This is a genomic window from Cellulophaga sp. RHA_52 (assembly GCF_007827205.1).
Lineage (GTDB): Bacteria > Bacteroidota > Bacteroidia > Flavobacteriales > Flavobacteriaceae > Cellulophaga > Cellulophaga lytica.
Window position 1 is genome coordinate 742,650 of record NZ_VIRZ01000001.1, and the last position, 23,619, is coordinate 766,268.

At 33.5% G+C, this 23,619-nt stretch carries 20 protein-coding genes; 9 read left to right on the top strand and 11 right to left on the bottom strand.

The window, feature by feature from the left end; translation table 11 throughout:
• Window positions 1–16 precede the first annotated feature (16 nt).
• From JM80_RS03330 to JM80_RS03345, 4 genes are all read left to right on the top strand, one after another.
• Entirely contained in the window at window positions 17–718 is a 702-nt protein-coding gene (locus tag JM80_RS03330) for a CoA transferase subunit A (RefSeq protein WP_013620984.1), read from the top strand.
• Window positions 719–733: 15 nt separating this feature from the next.
• Window positions 734–1,072, top strand: coding sequence for a hypothetical protein (locus tag JM80_RS03335; RefSeq protein WP_075694850.1), 339 nt, complete (start codon window positions 734–736; stop codon window positions 1,070–1,072).
• 41 nt (window positions 1,073–1,113) lie between these two features.
• Window positions 1,114–1,767 (top strand): 3-oxoacid CoA-transferase subunit B, encoded by a 654-nt coding sequence (locus JM80_RS03340; RefSeq protein ID WP_013620982.1) that lies wholly within the window; start codon window positions 1,114–1,116, stop codon window positions 1,765–1,767.
• 437 nt (window positions 1,768–2,204) lie between these two features.
• Window positions 2,205–2,747, top strand: a complete 543-nt coding sequence (locus JM80_RS03345) for a thioredoxin family protein (RefSeq protein WP_144709218.1) — start codon at window positions 2,205–2,207, stop codon at window positions 2,745–2,747.
• Window positions 2,748–2,837: 90 nt separating this feature from the next.
• Here the strand turns inward: JM80_RS03345 and JM80_RS03350 are convergent, their stop codons facing one another.
• From JM80_RS03350 to JM80_RS03360, 3 genes are read right to left on the bottom strand one after another with little or no spacing between them, the layout of a single operon-like run.
• Window positions 2,838–3,584, bottom strand: coding sequence for a succinate dehydrogenase/fumarate reductase iron-sulfur subunit (locus JM80_RS03350; RefSeq protein ID WP_013620980.1), 747 nt, complete (start codon window positions 3,582–3,584; stop codon window positions 2,838–2,840).
• 10 nt (window positions 3,585–3,594) lie between these two features.
• Window positions 3,595–5,610 (bottom strand): fumarate reductase/succinate dehydrogenase flavoprotein subunit, encoded by a 2,016-nt coding sequence (locus JM80_RS03355; protein WP_013620979.1) that lies wholly within the window; start codon window positions 5,608–5,610, stop codon window positions 3,595–3,597.
• A gap of 14 nt (window positions 5,611–5,624) precedes the next feature.
• Entirely contained in the window at window positions 5,625–6,302 is a 678-nt protein-coding gene (locus JM80_RS03360) for a succinate dehydrogenase cytochrome b subunit (RefSeq protein WP_013620978.1), read from the bottom strand.
• 162 nt (window positions 6,303–6,464) lie between these two features.
• Between JM80_RS03360 and JM80_RS03365 the strand changes: the two genes are divergently transcribed.
• From JM80_RS03365 to JM80_RS03380, 4 genes are all read left to right on the top strand, one after another.
• Window positions 6,465–7,355, top strand: a complete 891-nt coding sequence (locus tag JM80_RS03365) for a RimK family alpha-L-glutamate ligase (protein WP_013620977.1) — start codon at window positions 6,465–6,467, stop codon at window positions 7,353–7,355.
• Window positions 7,333–8,307 (top strand): succinylglutamate desuccinylase/aspartoacylase family protein, encoded by a 975-nt coding sequence (locus JM80_RS03370; RefSeq protein WP_144709219.1) that lies wholly within the window; start codon window positions 7,333–7,335, stop codon window positions 8,305–8,307. Before JM80_RS03365 ends, JM80_RS03370 begins: the two co-directional genes overlap by 23 nt.
• A gap of 361 nt (window positions 8,308–8,668) precedes the next feature.
• Complete coding sequence (locus JM80_RS03375) at window positions 8,669–10,243, top strand: hypothetical protein (protein ID WP_144709220.1); 1,575 nt, start codon at window positions 8,669–8,671, stop codon at window positions 10,241–10,243.
• 77 nt (window positions 10,244–10,320) lie between these two features.
• A complete protein-coding gene (locus tag JM80_RS03380) occupies window positions 10,321–12,147 on the top strand; it encodes a cytochrome-c peroxidase (protein WP_144709221.1) in 1,827 nt (608 codons plus the stop codon).
• 16 nt (window positions 12,148–12,163) lie between these two features.
• Here JM80_RS03380 and JM80_RS03385 read toward each other — a convergent pair whose 3' ends face one another.
• Both JM80_RS03385 and JM80_RS03390 read right to left on the bottom strand, forming a co-directional pair.
• The gene (locus tag JM80_RS03385; RefSeq protein WP_144709222.1) at window positions 12,164–13,018 is read right to left on the bottom strand and encodes a hypothetical protein; all 855 of its coding nucleotides are present in this window, start codon (window positions 13,016–13,018) and stop codon (window positions 12,164–12,166) included.
• Window positions 13,019–13,160: 142 nt separating this feature from the next.
• Complete coding sequence (locus JM80_RS03390) at window positions 13,161–16,013, bottom strand: sialidase family protein (protein WP_186439750.1); 2,853 nt, start codon at window positions 16,011–16,013, stop codon at window positions 13,161–13,163.
• A 278-nt stretch (window positions 16,014–16,291) separates the two neighbouring features.
• On the opposite strand from JM80_RS03390, the gene JM80_RS03395 reads away from it, so the two are divergent.
• Entirely contained in the window at window positions 16,292–17,587 is a 1,296-nt protein-coding gene (locus tag JM80_RS03395; RefSeq protein WP_144709223.1) for an aminopeptidase P family protein, read from the top strand.
• A gap of 74 nt (window positions 17,588–17,661) precedes the next feature.
• On the opposite strand, the gene JM80_RS03400 is transcribed toward JM80_RS03395, so the two are convergent.
• The 6 genes from JM80_RS03400 to atpG form a co-directional block, all read right to left on the bottom strand.
• Window positions 17,662–18,780 carry an OmpA family protein gene (locus JM80_RS03400; RefSeq protein ID WP_013620970.1) on the bottom strand — a complete coding sequence of 373 codons (1,119 nt, stop codon included), beginning with the start codon at window positions 18,778–18,780 and terminating at the stop codon, window positions 17,662–17,664.
• A 195-nt stretch (window positions 18,781–18,975) separates the two neighbouring features.
• Window positions 18,976–19,992, bottom strand: coding sequence for a sugar phosphate nucleotidyltransferase (locus tag JM80_RS03405; RefSeq protein WP_144709224.1), 1,017 nt, complete (start codon window positions 19,990–19,992; stop codon window positions 18,976–18,978).
• 72 nt (window positions 19,993–20,064) lie between these two features.
• Window positions 20,065–20,499: a dUTP diphosphatase gene (gene dut / locus JM80_RS03410; RefSeq protein ID WP_013620968.1), complete on the bottom strand. Its 435-nt coding sequence runs from the start codon at window positions 20,497–20,499 to the stop codon at window positions 20,065–20,067.
• Window positions 20,496–21,956 (bottom strand): oligosaccharide flippase family protein, encoded by a 1,461-nt coding sequence (locus JM80_RS03415; RefSeq protein WP_089119162.1) that lies wholly within the window; start codon window positions 21,954–21,956, stop codon window positions 20,496–20,498. Before JM80_RS03415 ends, dut begins: the two co-directional genes overlap by 4 nt.
• 53 nt (window positions 21,957–22,009) lie before the next feature.
• On the bottom strand, window positions 22,010–22,513 hold the full coding sequence (locus JM80_RS03420; protein WP_013620966.1) for a hypothetical protein: 504 nt from the start codon (window positions 22,511–22,513) through the stop codon (window positions 22,010–22,012).
• A gap of 190 nt (window positions 22,514–22,703) precedes the next feature.
• Window positions 22,704–23,576, bottom strand: coding sequence for an ATP synthase F1 subunit gamma (gene atpG / locus JM80_RS03425; protein WP_144711143.1), 873 nt, complete (start codon window positions 23,574–23,576; stop codon window positions 22,704–22,706).
• Between the last annotated feature and the right edge of the window lie 43 nt (window positions 23,577–23,619).

The window sequence follows — 23,619 nt, forward strand, 5'->3', positions numbered from 1 at the left end:
TTAATTCTTATTTAAAATGATTAGAAAAACAGTAGCAAACGTTAAAGAAGCCCTTAAAGGCGTAAAAGACAATATGACTTTTATGGTTGGCGGCTTTGGATTATGCGGCATTCCAGAAAACGCAATAGAAGAGCTTGTTAACCTAAACGTTAAAAATATTACTTGCATATCTAACAATGCAGGTGTAGATGATTTTGGACTTGGCTTATTACTACAAAAACGTCAAGTTAAAAAAATGGTATCTTCATATGTTGGTGAAAATGATGAATTTGAAAGACAAATGCTAAGTGGTGAGCTAGAAGTAGAATTAACACCACAAGGCACTTTAGCTGAAAAATGTAGAGCTGCACAATCTGGCTTTCCGGCTTTTTACACTCCTGCCGGCTACGGTACAGAGGTAGCAGAAGGGAAAGAAACAAGAGAGTTTAATGGCAAAATGTATGTTTTAGAGGAAGCTGCTAAAGCCGATTTCGCTTTTGTAAAAGCCTGGAAAGGTGACGAAGCAGGGAACCTTATTTTTAAAGGTACAGCCCGTAACTTTAATGCTGTTATGTGTGGTGCTGCCAAAATAACTGTTGCCGAAGTTGAAGAACTTTTACCAGCAGGAAGTTTAGACCCAAATGAAATTCATATTCCAGGAATATTTGTGCAACGAATTTTTCAAGGAAAAGATTATCAAAAAAGAATAGAACAACGTACTGTTAGAGCTAAAGAGTAATACAGAAAGTGCCTTATGAAATTAGCATATAGATGTCCTTCTTGCAAAGCAACAAATTATTACACACCAGTAATTGCAACCAGAGGAGATTTACATATGAAAATTGGCGATAGTTTTAATGCTAATTGCACAAGTTGCAACTCTAAAGAAAAAGTACATATTAATAAAATTACAGCAGTACAAGACAAGAGATTAATAGTAATAGGCGCTATAATTGGCCTTGTATCTGCAATAATATTATGGTCTATTTTTGGCGCTATTGGAACAGTTGCAGTTGGTATTCCAATACTTTTTATGTCCGTAGAAAGTAGCGCAACCAATACCTTTAACAAATATATGATAAGACGCAGGTAACTTATCTAATTAAAAAAATATTCAATTTTATAGTAACTATTATGCTAGATAAAAACGGAATAGCTAAACGCATTGCAAAAGAAGTACAAGACGGGTTTTACGTGAATTTAGGTATTGGCATACCTACTTTAGTAGCTAATTTTGTAAACAATGATATAAGTGTTGAGTTTCAGAGTGAAAATGGCGTATTGGGTATGGGCCCTTTCCCTTTTGAAGGAGAAGAAGATGCTGATATCATTAATGCTGGTAAACAAACCATAACAACTTTACCAGGAGCTTCTTTTTTTGACTCTGCAACAAGTTTTGGTATGATTAGAGGGCAACACGTAGACCTTACTATTTTAGGCGCTATGGAAGTTTCTGAAAACGGAGATATTGCCAACTGGAAAATACCTGGAAAAATGGTAAAAGGTATGGGTGGGGCTATGGACTTAGTTGCATCTGCAGAAAATATTATTGTTGCTATGATGCACACCAACAGAGCAGGAGAGTCTAAATTATTAGACAAATGTACCTTACCTTTAACTGGTGTTGGTTGTGTAAAAAAAATAGTAACAAACCTAGCTGTTTTAGAGGTTACTAAAGAAGGGTTTTTACTTTTAGAGCGCGCTCCAGGTGTAACTGTAGATGAAATAAAGAAAGCCACAAAGGGTACTTTAATTGTAGATGGAGACGTTCCTGAAATGGATATTTAAACAAAAAATGTAGGTATACAACATAAAAGTAGCGTTTTACAACAATTGTTTTACAATTTTAAAGGATGCACCTATATTTACATTGTATTATAAGTTTAACCCCAAATTAAAACTTTTAACAACCTAAATTATGAATGCCCAAATTTACCCAACATCAGAGAAAGTAATTTACAAGAAAAGTTTCTTTTCTGGAGTTATTAGCCTAACGAAAAAACTATTTATGCTTTCATAAATGAGTTTAAACTAAAGACATTAAAAGGAGCTACATTTAGTAAAATGTAGCTCCTTTTTATTTTCTCAAAAAATCAATTAAAATAAGCCACTTAAGGCAATTAATACAAAACATATATAAGATACTATTAATTTATACTAAAATAGCCTTAAAGCGTTTGATTAGCTCATTAAAGCCATGTAACTTAGTGCTAAATCTAATTAAAATGAAAAAAGCAAAACACACCACTCAACTTCTAGCGTTATTTTTGTTTACCGTTGTAGCTTCTGCACAGGTACCTAAAGACCACAACAACAGAGAACGCTTACTAGGTAAAATTAGCAAGTCTGACCTAACAAAAAATTCATTTGAAAATTGGTTTACACCCAACTACAACGATTATAAGGTAGACACAGAAACAATAAACACAATAAAAGACAAACTAAAAGCGTACAAAATAGTTGCCTTTATGGGTACCTGGTGCGGTGATAGCAAAAGAGAAACACCACCGTTTTACAAAGCATTAGAAGCAGCAAACTACCCAATGGAAAATTTTAGTTTAGTAGCGGTAGATAATGCAAAAAATAATTACAAAAAAAGCCCTGGAGGAGAAGAAAAAGGGTTAAACATTACACACGTACCTACTTTTATTTTTTTTAAAAACGGTAAAGAAATTAACCGTATTGTAGAATCTCCTATAATAAGCTTAGAAAAAGACATAAAAGCTATTATAACTGGCAGCACATACATTCCTAATTACGCAGAATAGCAAATACAATTTATAAAAAATCCCAAGCTGTATACACAACTTGGGATTTTTAATTTTATACAAAATAGTTACACTGTAACTTATTTTAGCTTATCCTTTAATGTTTGCAGATAAAAACTCACGATTCATACGTGCAATATTTTCTAAAGAAATTCCTTTAGGACACTCTACTTCACATGCTCCAGTATTTGTACAGTTACCAAAACCTTCTAAATCCATTTGAGCAACCATATTTTTAACACGGTCTACAGCTTCAACTTGCCCTTGTGGCAATAAAGCATACTGAGATACTTTAGCACCAACAAATAACATAGCAGAAGAGTTTTTACAACTTGCTACACAAGCACCACAACCAATACAAGTTGCAGCATCCATAGCTTCATCTGCAGCGTGTTTAGAAATAGGAATAGCATTAGCATCTTGCGTATTACCAGAAGTATTTACAGATATATAACCACCTGCGTGCTGTATACGATCAAAAGCACCTCTATCTACAACTAAATCTTTTAAAACAGGAAAAGCTTTTGCTCTAAAAGGTTCTATTGTAATGGTATCACCGTCTTTAAACATACGCATATGCAATTGACAAGTAGTTACACCCCTATCCGGACCGTGTGCTTCACCATTAATATACATAGAACACATACCACAAATACCCTCACGGCAGTCATGATCAAAAGCTACTGGCTCTTCACCAGAGTTAATTAATTGTTCGTTTAAAACATCCATCATTTCTAAGAAAGACATATGTTCTGAGATCTCAGTCACTTTATAATCGACCATTTTACCTTTCGACTGAGCATCTTTTTGACGCCAAATTTTAAGTGTTAAATTCATAATGTCTATCTTATTTGTATGAACGTTGTTTTAATTCTATTTCATTGAACTCTAGCTCCTCTTTATGCAATACAGCATCACCAGGTTCTCCTTTATATTCCCAAGCAGAAACAAAAGCAAACTCCTCATCGTTACGCTTAGCTTCACCTTTTTGTTCGCCGTCTAATTCTACAGATTCTTCTCTAAAGTGCCCACCACAAGATTCCTCTCTAACAAGTGCATCTTTAGCAAACAACTCACCTAATTCTAAGAAATCTGCCACACGGCCTGCTTTCTCTAATTCGCTATTTAACTCATTAGCATTACCAGGTACACTTACATTTTTATAGAAATCTTCACGTAGTGCTTTAATTTCTACCATTGCCTCTTTTAACCCTTCAGCATTACGAGACATACCACATTTCTCCCACATAATATTACCTAATTTCTTATGGTAATAATCTACAGAGTGTTTACCGTTATTGTTTACAAAGAAGTCAATTTTATCTTTAACCTCTTTTTCAGCAGCATCAAACTCTGGAGTGTCAGTAGGTATTTTACCCGTTCTAATCTCATGCGATAAATAATCTCCAATTGTGTAAGGCAACACAAAATAACCATCTGCTAAACCTTGCATTAAAGCAGAAGCTCCTAGTCTGTTTGCACCGTGATCAGAGAAGTTAGCCTCACCAATACAATATAAACCGTCTACAGTAGTCATTAAGTTATAATCTACCCAAACACCACCCATTGTGTAATGTACCGCTGGGTAAATCATCATTGGTGTTTTGTATGGATCTTGATCTACAATTTTCTCATACATCTGGAACAAGTTACCGTATTTAGCCTCAACAATAGCCTTACCTAAATCGTATATCTTTTCTTTAGATGCATTTGTAATATTGTGAATTTTAGCCTGTTCTTTACCGTAACGCTCAATTGCAGAAGCAAAATCTAAATAAACTGCCTCACCAGTTGCGTTAACACCGTAACCAGCATCACAACGTTCTTTTGCTGCTCTAGACGCAACATCACGCGGTACTAAGTTACCAAATGCAGGATATCTTCTTTCTAAGTAATAATCTCTTTCATCTTCAGACAAATCGGTTGGCTTTTTCTTGCCTTCACGAATTGCTTTAACGTCTTCAATATGCTTTGGAACCCAAATACGACCATCATTACGTAAAGACTCAGACATCAATGTTAATTTAGATTGATAGTCTCCTGAACGAGGTATACAAGTTGGGTGAATTTGCGTGTAGCAAGGGTTTGCGAAAAACGCTCCCTTTTTGTGTATTTTCCAAGCAGCTGTTGCGTTAGAACCCATTGCATTGGTAGATAAGAAATATACATTACCATAACCACCAGAGGCAATTACTACTGCATGAGCAGAATGACGTTCTATTTCACCAGTAACTAAGTTACGAGCAATAATACCACGAGCTTTACCATCTACCTTAACAACGTCTAGCATTTCATGACGATTGAATGGAGTAATTTTACCACGCGCAATTTGTCTGTTCATTGCAGAATATGCGCCTAACAACAATTGCTGACCTGTTTGTCCTTTAGCATAAAAAGTTCTAGAAACTAATACACCACCAAAAGAACGGTTGTCTAACAATCCGCCATAATCACGTGCAAAAGGAACCCCTTGAGCAACACACTGGTCTATTATATTTGCTGATACCTCAGCCAAACGATAAACGTTTGCTTCACGAGAACGATAATCACCACCTTTAACCGTGTCATAAAACAAACGGTAGGTAGAGTCTCCATCTCCTTGGTAATTTTTTGCTGCATTTATACCACCTTGTGCCGCAATAGAGTGTGCTCTACGCGGAGAATCTTGGTAGCAAAATGTTTTTACATTGTAGCCCAACTCTGCTAAAGTAGCAGCAGCAGAACCACCAGCTAAACCTGTACCAACAACAATAACATCTATGTTACGCTTGTTAGCTGGGTTAACTAAATCTATATGGTTTTTATAATCGGTCCACTTAGTTTTAAGAGGGCCTTTAGGTACTTTAGAATCTAATACAGACATATGATACTATATTATTAATGATTAAAATGATGAAAAAGGGCTATAAAAATAAATCCTAAAGGAATTATTATAGCATAAGCCTTACCAAAAGCCTGAAGCTTTTGTTTTCTCATAGAGCTAACTCCAGAAGATTGAAACGCAGAACTAAATCCGTGCATAAGGTGTAAAGATAAAAACACAAATGCCAAAACATAAGCGCCAACTCTTAATGGGTTAACAAATTTGTGTGTAAGCTCTTCGTAATAACGAAAGCCTTCACCATCTGCTAATAATCCAGACATATCGCCTTGGATGTATTTAGTGTTAATTTCTGGCAACCAGAAATCTATAAAATGTAGTACTAAGAAACCTAATATAGCCAAACCGCTATAAATCATATTTCTACTCATCCAGCTAGAATTAGCTGCTCCATTGTTTTTTGCATACTTTACCACTCTTGCTTGTCTATTTTTAAATTCAAGAATAAAGCCCATTATAAAATGGTACATTACTCCAAAAATTAAAATCGGTTGTAATAAATACTGCACAGCCCAAAAAGTACCCATAAAATGAGAAGCCTCATTAAATGCGTTTGGACTAAACACCGATAAAATATTAATAGCAAAATGCTGAAGTAGAAAAAACATTAAAAATAAAGCAGAAAGCGCCATCGCATACTTTCTACCAATTGAAGATTTAAAAAATCCGCTCATTTGTTGTTAGTTTTGTTTTACAAATTTACGACTCAATTAAGTTATCAACAAACTTTGCTTAAAATATGTAACGTATTTAGAATTATTTTAAAGAAACTTTGATTAACAATTCTGTTAATTACTATTTTTGACCGATATTCATAGAAAATTTAAGAGTAAAAAATGGACATTGGCTTACTTTCTGTTAGTATGGGCGTGTACTCTACACGAAGAATTGCACAAGAAGCAGAAAAGCGCGGGCATTATATAGAGCTCGTAGACCACACCAAATGTTCTGTAAAATTAGGAGCAACTACTCCTAAAATATATTTAAACGAAGAAGATATCACCAATGAGTTTGATGCTATTATTCCTAGAATAGGAAATAAAGTAACTAGGCACGGTGCGGCTGTGGTTAGGGAGTTTGAGTTAAATGGCGTTTTTACCACAGTAAAATCTTTAAGCATAATAAAGGCACGAAACAAAGTAAAAACATTGCAAATAATGACTAGGTGTGGCGTACCTGTCCCAGAAACATTATTTTCTATTAATCCTAATAACATAGAGTCTCAAATAGCACTGCTTGGTGGCACACCTGTAATTATTAAGTTGCAAGAAGGCACACAGGGACTTGGTGTAATTTTAGCAGAAACCAAAAAATCTGCAAAATCTATTATAGATACTTTTTACAAAATGGATACAAGTATCTTAATTCAGAAATTTATTAAAGAATCTAACGGAGAAGACATAAGAATTTTTATAGTTGGCAATAAAATAGTAGCTAGTATGAAAAGAACCAGTGAAGCGGGCGAATTTAGGTCTAATGTTCACAGAGGTGCCACTGTACAAGCAATAGAACCAACCGCATATGAATGTAAAATAGCACTTAGAGCAGTAAAACAACTAGACCTTGGTGTTGCTGGTGTAGATTTAATACGATCTAAAAACGGCCCTTTACTTATTGAGGTTAATGCATCTCCAGGGTTAGAAGGCATAGAAAGTGCAACAGGCGTTAATGTTGCCAAAAAAATTATTGAATACGTAGAAAAAAATGCTTTTAAAAGACGAAAATAAAACCATAACCATTGGTACTGAAAGTGTAAAACCAGGACAAGAAAAACTGGTAAGCATAAAAATAGACAGGTTACCAACAGGTACTATTATAGATATTCCTATTTATGTATTTAACGCCAAAAAACCTGGCCCTACCTTACTAGTGCAAGCAGGGCTACATGGCGATGAAATAAATGGCATAGAAATAGTGCGCAGAATGTTAGATAAAAAATATTTTAATGTTAATAAAGGATGCATAATAGCAGTTCCTATTTTAAATATTTTTGGATTTATTCATTTTTCTAGAGAATTACCAGATGGTAAAGATGTTAATAGAAGTTTTCCTGGATCAAAATCTGGCTCATTAGCAAGTAGAATAGCATATCACTTTACAAAAGAAATATTTCCTCAAATAGATTTTGGAGTTGATTTACACACTGGTGGCGGCAGCAGATCTAATTATCCTCAAACACGTTATACGGCAGCAGATAAAAATAGTGAAGAGCTTGCGGCTATTTTTAATGCTCCATTTACTTTTTCATCAGACCTTATACCTAAATCTTTTAGAAAAACAGCTTTTACAAAAGGAATACCCACTATTGTTTATGAAGCTGGCGAAAGCATGCGTTTTGATGAATATTCTATTGAACAAGGTGTACAAGGCATTTTAAACATTCTACATCATTTTAAAATGATTAATAAAACTGAAGCCTTACTTCTTGAAAAAGAAGAAACAGTATATTTAACCAACAGAAAATGGTTACGCGCTCCTACTGCTGGTATGTTTTTACCTAAAATTAAAAATGGAAGCGATATTAAAAAAGGCGCTGTTATTGGTATTGTAACTGATGCCTTTTCTAAACGAAATAAAGAAATTAAAGCTCCTTTTAATGGCTGTGTTTTTTGTATCAATCATCAGGCTGTAGTTAATCAGGGAGAAGCACTTTTTCACATTGGAGAATTGGCCAAATAAGAGTTAATTTTTCAAATTAAAATACAAAACACTAAAAATTTAAACTTCAATTTACAAACTAACCAGTTTGTAGGTACTCATTATTCTTTGCTACAAATAAACAAGTATGCATTTTATCGGTAATTATTAGTGTACACCTTAGTTTAAGCTAAACATACACTTTTTTTTAACAACTAAAACAAACCGCTTAGTATGTTATTTGCATTTGCTATTAAGAACAATTACAATTAATAACCTTAAATTAAACTAGTAACATAAACACAAAGCTTACTTAATACAAACACCATAATGAGTTAACAATATTGGCGATGTTGAAAATTATTTTTGCTGTGCGAGAAATAATAACCAACAACACTAAAAAATGAATAAAAAATTATTAGCCAAGGCTTTAGTATTCTCCTTATTAGGAGCAAGTATTATAGGTTGTAATCCTGAAGACGGAATGGATGGCACAGACGGAAAAGACGGTATTGACGGAATTAATGGTCAAGACGGAGAAGACGGTGAAGACTACACACCACCAGCTTCTATTTTTGAAAATAAATCTAATATGAAACCTTTAGTTGCTATAGATGGGCAGTTTAACTTTGTAGAGGCTTACTCTTTAGTTAGCTCTAGCGATGTACTAAACTTTGGCGGTAGCGACTTTAGAATTGGTGGTGGTGCAGATGGTGCCGGACTAATTAAAAACGGAGAAGGTTATGAATATGTAGTAAATTTTGAAGATCATTTTGCTGTAGCAAGGTTATCATTAGACAATGAATTTAATATAACAGATGCAACATATTTATTAAACTCTAGTGTTGCAGACTATGCACGCCAATGTTCTGGAACTATGTGGGAAAAGGAAATTCACGGTGGTGATAAAGATTTATTTTTATCTGCATCTGAAGCATTTAATTTTGATGTAAAAGGAATAGATCCCTTAGTAGAAACACCAACACCAACGGCAGATTTTGGTTTAGATGCATTGGGTGAGTTTGCTTGGGAAAACGCTACTCCGTTACCACAAGGAACTTATGCAGGACAAACAGTAATACTTGGTGGTGATGATGATTCTTCTGGTTCTGAAGGACAAGTTATTATGTACCACTCTACAGCTGGCAATGCTGATTTAACTGGCGGAAAAATTTACGTATTACGCCTAAAGCAAGTATCTGACGGTGCTGGTGCAGTAATGGCAGTAGCTGCAGACACACAATACAACGAAGGAAACTTAGATTTTCAGACAACTTACGATGTAGAATTTGTTGAAATTGTAAATGGATCTAGCTTAACCGTAGATGAAATGGAAACAGCTTGTAATGACGTTTTTGCATCTCAATTTATGAGAGTAGAAGACGTAGATTACCAAAAAGGTGGAGATGCAAACGCTAGAAATGTTTACTTTGCAGTTACAGGTCGTGGCCCAGGAAGAGGTACTTATAACGACTGGGGAACAGTTTATAAATTAGAACTAGACGCTACAAACCCTTTAGAAGGAAAGCTAACACAGGTTATTAGTGGAAATACAGATACAAATAATATGGATGGTAACCTTGCAATGTTACAGAGTCCAGATAACATTTGTGTAACCGAAAACTACATATACACACAAGAAGATCCTAACTCTTTTAATAGAGGTCATGCAGCATACATTTATCAGTCTGACCTAGAAGGTAACAACTCTAGAAAAGTTTTAGAACTTGTTGTTAGAAACGATTTAGCCTTAGACAAAACTACTGGCTTAAGCGGAGAGTTTGGTTCATTAATAGATATATCTGACAAAATTGGAGAGCCAGATACTTTTATGTTGGCTTTACAACCACACTACTGGAAAAGTAATGAGTTTGCCGGTGTAGATGGTGGTACACAATCTTTACAACACCCTTGGTTAGGAGACTCTCCTTACCTAGAAGGATCTCAAATTGTAATAATCAAAGGTTTACCTAGATAAAAACAACACATATTTTATTAAAAAGATCCCTGTATCATATGGTGCAGGGACTTTTTACTATATAAAAACTACAACAAATGCTTAAACACAGTTTTAAAATTTTATTTTTTTTGGTATTACTTGCTTCTGCCTGCAAAGAAAAACAAGACTATACCAAAACCACCACTTCACAAGAAGTCAACTGGAAAGCTGCTCAAGATTATTACGCAAAACACATAACGCAAGCAGCAGAATTAATAGACACGCTAAACACAGTTAAGTATAATGACAGTTTAGCTAAAACTCTTTTTTTTAAATTACGTATTGCTTTTAAAAAAGCAGAACCTTTTGCAGGCGCTTTAAACCCTTCTGTAACCCATAAAGCAAACGGCCCCGCTTTACCCACATATAATGATGATAGCGGCAGAATAGTTTCGCCTGTTGGCTTACAAAAAATAGAAGAAACATTATTTACTGAAGACGGAAACCAAAAAGACTTTTTAAGAGAACTTTACTACCAAAAAGGATTTGTAAACAACTTAAAAGAAAATATAAAAAAAAGAGAATTAACACCTAAACGCTTTTTTATTGGAACACACCAACAATTAATACGTATTGCAAGTTTAGCAATGGCTGGTTTTGACACTCCTGTAACAGGCAAAAGTATAGAAGAAACAGCGATATCACTAAGCAGTTTACACCAAGTTTATAAATTAACTTTACAACCATTAATTGTAGAAAAAAACAAGAAGCTAGACACTGATTTTAGTAAAAATATAAGTGAAGCAATTAGCTACATTAAAAAGAATACCGACTTTATTTTATTTGATAGATATACTTTTATAAGAGATTACCTAAACCCAATTACAAAAAACTGGGTAGAAATAAGACAAACATCTCAACTTTGGGATGGAAAAACCAATGCATATCCTTTTAATTTTAATGCTCCTACTTTTTTTGAAGAAGATAGTTTTAATGCAAATTACTTTTTAGATGTAAACGATAGAAACCCTTCTGAAGAGAAAATTGCTTTAGGGAAAAAGTTATTTTTTGATAAAAAACTATCTAGTGATGGCGCAATGTCATGTGCTACCTGCCATTTACCAAATAAAGGATATACAGATGGACTAAGACTTGGCAAAGACAATAACAAAGCTCTACTACAAAGAAACACACCCACACTACTAAATAGCATTTACCAAAAAGCATTTTTTTGGGACGGAAGAGCAAATACTATAGACGACCAAATAAGTGCTGTTTTTAAAAACGATAAAGAGTTTAATACAGATGTACATCGTTTTTCAGGAAATATTTTAAAAGACACCACCTATATAACATTATTTAAAAATGCTTTTGGCGTTGTACCTAATAGCAATAGAGAAACCGTTAGAGCTATATCTGTTTATGTATCTACATTAATTGGATTTAATTCTAAATTTGATAAGGACTTGCGAGGTGAAACCAGCAATTTTACCGCTGAAGAAAAAAACGGTTTTAATTTATTTATGGGCAAAGCACTTTGTGCAACCTGCCATTTTATACCCTTAACAAACGGCACAGTACCGCCTTTTTATAAAGAAACAGAGAAAGAGGTTATTGGCGTACCAAAAACAAGTAAAAACAAAGTTTTAGACAACGACAGAGGTTTTTATTGGGTTTTTGAAGAAGATATACATAATAAAATGTTTAAAACACCCACAGTTAGAAATAGCACACTAACAGCTCCTTATATGCACAATGGCATTTACAACACTTTAGAAGAAGTTGTTAATTTTTACAACCTAGGAGGTGGAGCTGGTTTAGGCTTTAATTTAGACCACCAAACACTACCTTTTGATGAGCTTAAGCTAACAGATAAAGAACAAAAAAACCTAGTAGCTTTTATGCATACGCTTACAGATAATACTGTTGCTGGTGAAAAATAAGCAATAAAGCCAAAAACTATCTTTTGTTTTTGGCTTTATGTTTTTTATTAAGGTTTATGTAACCCCCAAAGACTACATTCCATTGAGAGAACAGAAAATCTTGTTTTCCTCTATCTGTATCTACAAGTGTTGTAATAATACTTGGCAAATTTATATAACCACTTTTCAATTCGGTCTGAATAAAAAAGACCTTAAATAGCGTTAAGTTTAAGCCTCCTGTAGCACCTACACCATAACCTGCTAAATGAAACTCATCATTTTTACCTTTATTAAGTAAATCTGAGTTTGTTTTAGGAATTAACACGCCTGCATTTACACCAACCAACAAATTAAGTTCTGCAAAACTAGTTAAGCTAGCTAGTTTATCATTTCTTCTAAGACCTACATTTACATAGTTTAATCCATCTGTATGTTCAAACTCTAAAAAGCTTTCTTGATCAATTACAATATCATCATTATCATAAACACCATCATAAACAGTACCTGTACCCTCTATATAACCAGAAATTTTTACCGTTTGCAAATCATTTACTACATATTTCATATGGTCTGTACCAATAGAAATATCCCAGTGATCATTTAAAAAATAACCCACTCTAAAATTAAATTGAGGTATAGTTAAACGGCCAGGATTTAAATGCTCACTAACCTTCCATCTTAAATCATGGTCATGAGATTTTACATTCTTTAATACAAAATTATGGTCCTCCCCTTTAAATTCAATATCAGATGAAGAGTACTGAGCGGTATTCCAACCCCAATAAAAGTATAATTTGCCTTTTTTAGAATCTGTACTTAAAGTTAAATTCTCTTGTCCGTAAGCAGATGCTGCTGCGCTTAAAATAAAGAGCAGTATATAAAATATACGCATTTAGTATTATAAAAAATTAATAAAAATAAAGAGAATGCAAAACTAAGGCTTTAAAAAATTAGACTTTAGTATTTATAGGTTTTTTAACATAAAAAAGCCAAGAAACTAATCTTGGCTTTTAAAAATATAACAATAGGTATATTTATTTTATTTCAAATTTTGTAGCTGTTTTAGCCCCATTACCAAACAATTCTATTTTATACACTCCCTTAGGCAAATATGTTTTGCCATCTTTAGCTTGCTGTAACTTTACTTTATTCTTTTTTAGAAAGTTAGATTTTCCTGTTTTAGAAAAAGCAACATCATAAGACAACACATTAAACCCTTTTTCACCATCTACAACAACAGAGCTAACCTCTGTATTATTCATAGTTAAAATACGAGCAGTAAAACTCCCTTTTTTATCTGCATAAAAATTGATGTCTACTCCTGGTGTATTTGGTCTAAACCTTGTTGATTGAGCATTACCCCACCTGCTAGAATGTTTAATGTTTTCTGGTTTAAACAAGTGTAATTTTTTAGCCAACATTTTAGGTGTCATTTCCTGAAGCTTGGCAATATTAGTTTTATAAATGCTTCTACCATGCGTACCAACCAATAAATCTTTTGCCGTAGGTTGTATTACCAAGTCATGTACAGCTACAGCAGGTATACCGTTAGTAAATAAATTCCAGGTATTTCCCATATTAAAAGACACATACAAACCATTATCTGTACCAACAAATAATAAATTTTCATTTTCAGGATCTTCAATAATAACATTTACTGGAGAAGCAGGTATGTTACCACCAATATTTTTCCAGCTTTTACCATAATCATCACTTACATATACGTATGGCGTATAATCATCCCATCTGTAACCATTTAAAGTTACATAAACACGTTCTTTTTTATGCGCAGACGCAACAACTCTAGACACCCAAAGCTCATCGTTTTTAAGGTTATCACTTATTTTTTCCCATGAAGCACCACCATTTTTAGTAAGTTGTATGGCTCCGTCATCACTACCTGTGTACAGCAATCCAAATGCAAAAGGAGATTCTGATATTGTAGTTAATGTACCGTAAGCCACATTTCCTTTTTTACCTCCATTTGTTAAATCGCCAGAAATAGTTTCCCAATTATCTCCTTTATTAAAAGAACGGTGCAATTTATTACCTCCTAAGTATAAAATATCTTGGTTATGAGGAGACAATAAAATTGGTGTTTGCCAATTAAAGCGATAAGGACTCTCCCCTAAATTATGTTTAGGCTGAATGTATTTTTGAGAATCGTTTTCCCTGTCTATTCTAAAATAGTTTCCAAACTGAAAACCTGTATAAACAATGTTAGCATTTCTACTATCTATCTGCACTTGCATACCATCACCACCCATTAAGCTTTCCCAAGGATACTGTCCTGTTTGGTGCCACCTTACACTTTCTCTAGCATTATTGGCACCAACCCAAACTCCGTTATCTTGCAAACCACCATACACATTATATGGTTTTTCATCATCTACATTAATAGCATAAAACTGACCAACAGCTGGTGAATTATTTTTTATCCAATTTTTACCATCATCATATGATATATTAATTCCGCCATCATTACCATTAATTAAATGTCCTTTTAAATCCGGATTAATCCATAGTGCGTGATGGTCTGAGTGTACATTTGGACCATCTATATTATCAAAAGTTTTACCGCCATCATTAGATTTTATTAGCGGCACACCAGCTAAGTAAATTTCATCTTTATTTTTAGGGTGTACTCTTATTTGCGCAAAGTAATAGCCATAACTATAAAACAAATTATCTATATGTTCTTGGTTTGTTTTTTTCCAAGTCTTCCCTGCATCATCACTCCTATATACTTCTGCTCCAACAACAGGCGTATCAAACAACATAGAGTTGGCATCTTCTAAATACTTAGCAATATCTATTGGTTTAACAGTACCAACACGTACCATTTGCTTAACATTTGGCGCTCTATGCTTTTCATGAAAACCGTTTGTTTTTAAAAAATTATTAAGCTTAGAGTCAGACAAAGCCAAAAACTCTTTAGTAGACATTGTTTTAAAATCATCTTTAACCAAATCATTAGATGCTTTTTTCTTTTTAGCTTCTGCAGGTCTTCTAAACTGACTATCATGAACAGCGTAAACAGTGTTTTCATCAAAAACGGCTAAACCAATTCTACCAACACCTTCTCCAGTAGGAAAACCACTTTCCTTAGTTGTAATTTTTGTCCAGTTACTACCACCATCAATACTTTTATATATAGCAGAGTTAGATCCGTTACCAGAAAAATTCCAAGCTTTACGGTCTTTTTCCCAAGCAGCTGCATATTGTACATTAAAGTTAGTTGGCACCATAGCAACGTCTATAATACCAGTAACATCATTTACAAAAAGTGTTTTTTTCCAAGTTTTACCACCATCTGTAGTTTTATAAATACCACGCTCCTCATTAGCAGAGTATAAATGCCCTGTTGCACCTACAACAACCTCATTAGTATTTTCTGGATTAATTAAAATACGGCCAATATGGTGCGCATCTACCAAACCCATATTCTGCCAGGTTTCTCCTTTATCTGTAGATTTTAATAATCCCACACCAGCATAAGAAGATCTAGACGAATTATTTTCTCCTGTACCAACCCATATAGTTCCAGATTGCCAGTCTACAGCAATATCTCCTATATTTTGCGTGCTTGCATTGTCCATCACCGGAGTAAAAGTTGTGCCATTATTATTTGTATACCACAATCCTCCAGATGCATAAGCAGCATAAAACTCCGTAGGTTGCTTAGGGTTAACAGCAACATCTACAATACGGCCACTCATTACTGTTGGCCCAATATTAGTGAATACTATATTTTTTACAACAGAAGATTCTTCCATTTGTTTTTTTTGTACAAGTGCATTTTGCACAACGTTTTTGGGGGTTGCTGCTGGCTGAGCAAAGCTTAATGTACCAGAAAACATAAGGCACATGAATAAAAATTTTTTCATTTTTTAGGTTTTAGTTCGTTAGGTTTTGTTCTCTTAATTAGTCTGTTAATTTAACTTACGGAAGTTATAAATAAAGGGTGTTATGCCAAAATAATTTTTTACCACATATATAAACACATTTATTTGTTTGTTATTTGATGCCCCAAATACGTTAAAAAGAGACTAAAAGATATGTTTTCTTATGCATCAAAATAGATATTCATTACTTTTGGATACATCTTGAAATTTTATGCGATTTTGCCTCTGAAATTTCATTATAACAACTGAAAAATTAAGAAATGAAGTACAATCAAATCGATTCTAAATTATTCGTAAAAAACCGCAAAAAGTTTATGGCTCAAATGAAGCCTAAGAGTGTTGCTGTTTTTAATTCTAATGACATATACCCTATTGGCGCAGATAGCACAATGCCTTTTGAGCAAAATAGAAATATTTTTTACCTATCGGGTGCAGACCAAGAAGAAACTATTTTGATTCTTTTTCCTGATGCACTAGATCCTAAACACAAAGAAATTTTATTTGTACGCGAAACCAATGAACATATTGCTGTTTGGGAAGGGGAAAAACTTACCAAAGAGCGCGCCACAGAAGTTTCTGGAATAGAAACTGTATATTGGTTAACAGATTTTGACAAAGTTTTCTTTGATGTAATGACCGAGGCAGAAACTGTTTACTTTGACACTAACGAGCACTATAGACAAGCTGTAGAAACAGAAACAAGGGAAGACCGATTTATAAAAAAATGCAAAGCAGATTACCCTGCACACCAATGGGCAAAAAGCTTTACCATAATGCAAAATATTAGAGGCGTAAAAGAGCCTGAAGAATTGGCATTGATGCAAGAAGCTTGTAATATCACAGAAAAAGGCTTTAGACGTTTATTAAGCTTTGTTAAACCTGGTGTTTGGGAGTATGAAATTGAAGCAGAATTACTGCACGAGTTTATACGTAACCGCTCTAAAGGTTTTGCTTATACACCAATTATTGCTTCTGGCGCCAATGCAAACGTATTACACTACATAGAAAACAACCAACAATGTAAAGATGGTGATGTTATACTTATGGATGTTGCTGCAGAATACGCAAACTACTCTAGTGACTTAAGTAGAAGTATACCTGTAAGCGGTAAGTTTACAAAAAGACAAAAAGAGGTTTATAACGCGGTTTTACGTGTTAAAAATGAAGCTACAAAAATGCTTGTTCCTGGAACACTTTGGGCAGAATACCATAAGGAAGTTGGTAAATTAATGACCAGTGAGTTATTAGGCCTTGGTTTATTAGACAAAGCAGATGTACAAAATGAAGATAAAAACTGGCCTGCATACAAAAAATACTTTATGCACGGTACTAGCCACCACATTGGTTTAAATACACATGATTACGGAGAATTAAAAACTCCAATGAAAGCAAATATGGTATTTACAGTAGAGCCTGGTATTTACATACCTAATGAAAACTTAGGTATTAGGTTAGAGGATGATGTTGTAATACAAGAAAATGGAGAGCCGTTTAACTTAATGGCCAACATTCCTATAGAAGCAGATGAAATTGAAGAATTAATGCAAGAAAAATAGCATTACAATTTGTTTTAATAGCAAAAACCTCTTCTTGTTAAGAAGAGGTTTTTTTATAGTATAATTAGCATTTTTTACTCTTTATCTTCTTCAAAACCATTGTTTGCGTAAGTATTGTACTTACTTTCTGAAACCACAAACTCAACCCTTCTGTTTTTTAATCTTCCTGTTTCACTGTTATTAGTTGCCAAAGGAATTTCATCTCCATATCCTTGCCATTTAATACGGTCAAAAGTTAAACCATTATCCAATAAAAATTCACCTACAGATTTTGCTCTGTTTAAAGACAATAGTTTGTTGTATTTAGCATCTCCTTCGTTGTCAGAATGCCCATAAATGGTAACATTAAGTCTTGGATTTCTTTTTAAATGCCTTACCAACTCCCTTAATTGCCCTTTAGCTTCTTTATTAATCACATAACTATCAGATGTAAATAGCAAGTCTTTAATAACATATATTTCATCTAAATTAATACCCTCATCTTCTACAACAGATACCTGATCTATGTAGTAGTATGATGCTTTACGAAGCCTGTCATTAGTAACCTTAGTTCTGGTTCTTTTATCTCTTTTAAAATTACCAAGTGTAACAAAAGTTTCTGTACCGTTGGCTACAAAAGTTGTAGAGACGTTTGTCCAAGTTCTTTTGTTAGAAAAACCAGCAGCAGACCTAACTTTTAATAACCTAATTTCTTCTGAGTTATTTACATAGTCTATAGCAATACTTTTTTTAGTACTCCATTTAGGAGATTTTTCGGTAAATAAAATTTGAAATTCATCTACAGCTAAACCAGCTTTATCTGCCAAGCTTACCATAAAAGACACTTTATATCTTTTGCCTTTTACAAGTGTTTGCGTTAAAACACCAGTAATGTACTCTCTGTAATTATCTGGGCCTAGCATATAAAAACCAGCAAAAGCCTTACCATGATAAACTTGCTGTCTGCCTATAAAGTTATGATTTGTGCTCATTTCTGGGCTACAGTCACTATAATAGTCTGTACTACCATCAGATGGTGTACGCCATTCCAAGACATCTTTTTCAAAGTTTCCTGGTTTTTTACTACACTTTTTAGAAGACTCAAAACTTGGGTTTTTAACTAAGTTTTGCGCATTTAATTGTAATAATGAAAAACATAAAATTAAGTAGATAATATGTTTGTAAGTAGGTTTTATTTGGGGGTTAGTGTGCATAATTAAACATTTATGATTTGATGTTCATATGCAAATTAACACATAAATAGCTGGTATGTAACAATTTGAACGCTGTATTGTTGTGAAAAACAGGAGTTTTGTAGGTGAATTATAACATTTTAGAGGTGTAAAAAACATAAAAAAACCCCATAAAAGGTAATTTTACGGGGTTAAAATGCAGTTTTATAATTGTTTTTATTCTAAAACCGAGTAATCTCCAATGCTAATTGTCTCATAATTGCCATTGTATTTTACGTGGTTACCAACCATTGCATTATCTAAATTTGCATTTTCAATTGTGCTATTGGTTTGTATTAAGCTATTTTTTATTGTTGAGTTTTCTATAACTGTATTATCCCCTACAGATACATAAGGGCCAACAGTAGTATTTTTAAGCACTACATTTTCACCAATGTAACAAGGCTCTATAATATTAGCGTTTTCTAAACTAACAGTTTTAGACACTAATGCTTCACCATCTTTTTCTAAAAAGCCAAGCATACGCATATTGGTTTCTACGGTAACATTTTTATTTCCACAGTCCATCCATTCATCAACCTTACCAGAAACAAACTTTTTACCTTTCTGCATCATCTGCTTAATACCATCATTAATTTGGTATTCTCCACCATTAATAATGTTATTGTCTAAAACGTGCTGCAATTCATCTTTTAGAACGGCAACATCCTTAAAGTAATAAATACCAATTACAGCTAGGTCAGACACAAATTGCTCTGGTTTTTCAACTAGCTCTGTAATTTCGTTTTTATCATTTAGTTTAACAACACCAAAAGCTTCAGGCTTTTCTACCTGTTTTACCCAAATAACACTATCAGCAGTTTTATCTAAATCAAAATCTGCTCTAATTAGTGTATCTGCATAAGCAATTACAGCCGGCCCACTTAAAGAGTCTTTAGCACACATTATAGCGTGTCCTGTACCTAAAGGTTGGTCTTGCCTGTAAATAGATGCTTTTGCTCCTAAACTCTCTGCTAATTCTTTTAAACTAGCAATAACATCATCACCAAAAAAAGCCGGGTCTCCTAAAATGAAGGCTACCTCTTCAATTGGTTCATCTAAAACTTTAGCAATATCACTAACCAGGCGATGCACAATTGGTTTACCTGCTATTGGTATTAATGGCTTAGGAACTGTTAATGTATGTGGTCTAAGACGAGAACCTCTGCCCGCCATTGGAACTATAATTTTCATTTTTTTCTTTTTTTAAATCTAAGCACAAATTAATGTGCTCATATTAATAATGGTTTATGTTTATATTATTTTTTACTTAGTGCCGGTACTACCAAAGCCGCCTTCGCCTCTTTCTGTTTCAGACAACTCATTTACCTCTATCCACTCTGCTCTCTCATGCTTTGCAATAACTAATTGCGCAATACGTTCACCGTTTTCAACTTTAAAATCTTCATTAGACAGGTTTACTAAAATTACACCTATTTCTCCTCTGTAATCTGCGTCTATTGTACCTGGCGCATTTAAAACAGTAACACCTTTTTTAGCTGCCAGACCACTTCTTGGGCGAACTTGAGCCTCATAACCAACAGGCAACTCTATAAAAAGTCCGGTTTTTATAATAGCTCTTTCTAGAGGTTTTAACGTAATAGACTCTAAAATATTGGCTCTTAAGTCCATTCCTGCTGAAGCCAAAGTTTCATAACTAGGAGTTTCGTGTGCCGATTTATTAATTATTTTAATTGTCATTTTTTCTTTATTATTTTTCTTAATACTTCATTTTCCATTTTATACACTAAGCCTACAAATAAGAGTAGTAATGCACAACCCACCCATAGGTTTCTGTCAAAAACGTAAAAAGACAAAATTGACAATACCACAGATAAGCTAAAGTAAAAAACTATTTTACGCATATTGTAGGGTATAGGATAATTTTTTTTACCATACCAATAAGAAAGCCCCATCATAGTACCATAAGCTAAAACTGTTGCAATAGCAGAAGCCATGTAACTTAATGTAGGTATAAGTGCAACATTAACAACTATAGTTACAACGGCTCCAATTACAGATATAAAAGCACCATAACGTGTTTTATCTGTAACCTTATACCAAACAGATAGATTATGGTAAATTCCTAAAAAGAAGTTTGCTAATACAATTAAGGGCACTATTTTCATAGCCTCCCAATACTCGGAGTTATCTACAAATAATAATTTTAGCACATCAGCAAAAACTACTACACCCAATAAAATTACACTACCTAATATTACAAAATAATTGGTAATTTGGGCATATGCTTTTTGAGGGTTTTTAGCATTTGAGTGACTAAAAAAGAAGGGTTCTATTCCCATTCTAAATGCTGTAGCAAAGAGAGTCATAAACAAAGCCAATTTGTAACAAGCAGCATATTTACCAACCTCAGATTCGGCTATGTTTTCTGGCAAAAGCCATTCTAATAAAATCTTATCAAAAACCTCATTAATTGTGAACGCTATACCAGCTAATAAAACAGGTCCAGCATATTTTATCATAGAGCGCCATAATACTTTATCAAAAACATATTTGCTTTTAAGGTATAAACCCAACATTAAAACTAATGTGACTCCGCTAGCAATTAAGTTTGATATAAATATATATGAAATTTGAAAGTCTTCTTTATAGATTGATGCAAAAACAGAATCTGCATTACCAACTACTAGCTTTGGTAACAACAATAAGAAAAAGAGATTTAAACCAAGATTGATACAAATATTTACAATTTTAATAACTGCATATTTCATTGGCTTTTCTGTGGCTCTAAGCCATGCAAAAGGAATAATTACTAAAGCATCTAAAACTAGTATAAAAATTGCATAAGAAATAAACTCTTCCCGTATACCTGCAAAACTAGCTAAAGGATTTTTTAATATTAATGCAACTACAAAAAAAGCTAAGGTAGAAACAGCTATGGAAATAAGTGATGTAGAAATTACCTTTTCTTTATCCTCAGATTTATGGTAGAACCTAAAAAAGGCTGTCTCCATACCATAAGCCAAAAACACGTTAAAAATTGCAAACCAAGCAAAAATAACAGAAACCTGACCATAAAGATCTGGATCCATTACGTCTGTATACACACGCACCAAAAGAAAAGACAGCATTCTTGGCAACACCGTTGCCAAGCCATACACAAAGGTTTGCTTAAAAAGTTTTTTAAAAGGATTCAATAGCGTTTAATTAGAGTTTAAAAGTAGTTATTTATACCCTAGTAAACAAAGTCTTACTCTTTAGACCTAGAAGGATAAATTATAGCCTGCTTATGCTTTATACCAGTTATTTTAACATAGTTTATTACATCGCCTCTATAATAGCTTAAAACAGCTTCGTCATAAGCCAACTCAAACGGAAAGTCTTTTTGCAATTGTTTTGTTACTGGTTTATTACCTACTTCCTTTTTTGGGTCTGCATGCACAACCATATCTTTAGGCGGCATAGCTTTTTTAGCTACCATTGTTGCTACAACAAATTTTTGCCCATCTTCATCTTTTATTTTCACATAAGATTGTTGTTCCCTAAAATATATAGAGTTAACTCTGTAACCATCTAAGTTAGCTACAGGAATTTTTAATTCTACACCAGCACCAGATTGTTCTTTACCGCCATACCAATCTTGGCAATATGCGGTTCCTATTTCAAAAGGAGCAGAATCAACTAAATTCTTTTGAGAAGAACAGCTCGTTAACATTCCTAAAACTACAAGTATACTAAAGATTGAATTTTTCATAATGGGGGTGTTTTGATATTTATAAAGATACAATGACAAATTTAATGCCAAGTATTTCTTTTAAAAGATTTCAAAAAAACAAAAACCTCACCAGAAGTGAGGTTTTAATTTATATTATTCGTCTAGTTACGTAATAAATCAGACTTACATCATAAATTTATTTAATATATAGACTACAGTAAACTAATTTTTAGTTATTTAACGCTTCTGCACCACCAACAATTTCTAATATTTCATTAGTAATAGCTGCTTGTCTTGCTTTGTTATACGTTAATTTTAACTGATCTCTAAGCTCTGTTGCATTATCTGTTGCTTTGTGCATAGCCGTCATACGTGCACCGTGCTCACTAGCAAAAGAATCTCTAACACCTTTGTATAATTGTGTTTTTAAAGACTTAGGAATTAGTTGCTCAACAATTTCTTTTTCAGAAGGATCATAAATATAATCTGTATTGTTGTTGTTACTAGTTTCGTTTTCTGATACAGCTGCTACAATTGGTAAAAACTGCTCTGTCATTACAATTTGCGTTGCTGCATTTTTAAACTTGTTGTAAACAACATCAATCTTATCATAAGTACCGTTAACAAATAACTCCATTAAATCTTCTGCAATTGCAGCTATATTATCAAAAGTTAAATCGTCATAAACCGCACTATGGTTAGCAATTACATTATAGCTTTTAGAAAGAAAATCGTTAGATTTTTTCCCTATTGCAAGAAATTCTACTTCTTTACCTGCATATGTGTTTTCTGCTAAAGAAACACTTTGCTTAAGAATGTTAGAGTTAAAAGCACCACATAAACCACGATTAGAAGTTATGGAAACTATTAAAACTTTATTAATTTCTCTTTCTTCAGAAAACTTACTACCAGAATCCGCATCTAAATTAGCACTTAAACTTTGTAAAAGCTCAGTTAATTTATCAGAATAAGGCCTCATTGCAGTAATTGCATCTTGTGCCTTCTTTAACTTTGCTGCAGATACCATTTTCATTGCGCTGGTAATCTGCATAGTTGAAGATACTGATGCTATTCTATTACGTATTTCTTTTAAGTTTGCCATTTTTTCCTCTCCTAACCTCTCCAAAAGGAGAGGGATTGATTAG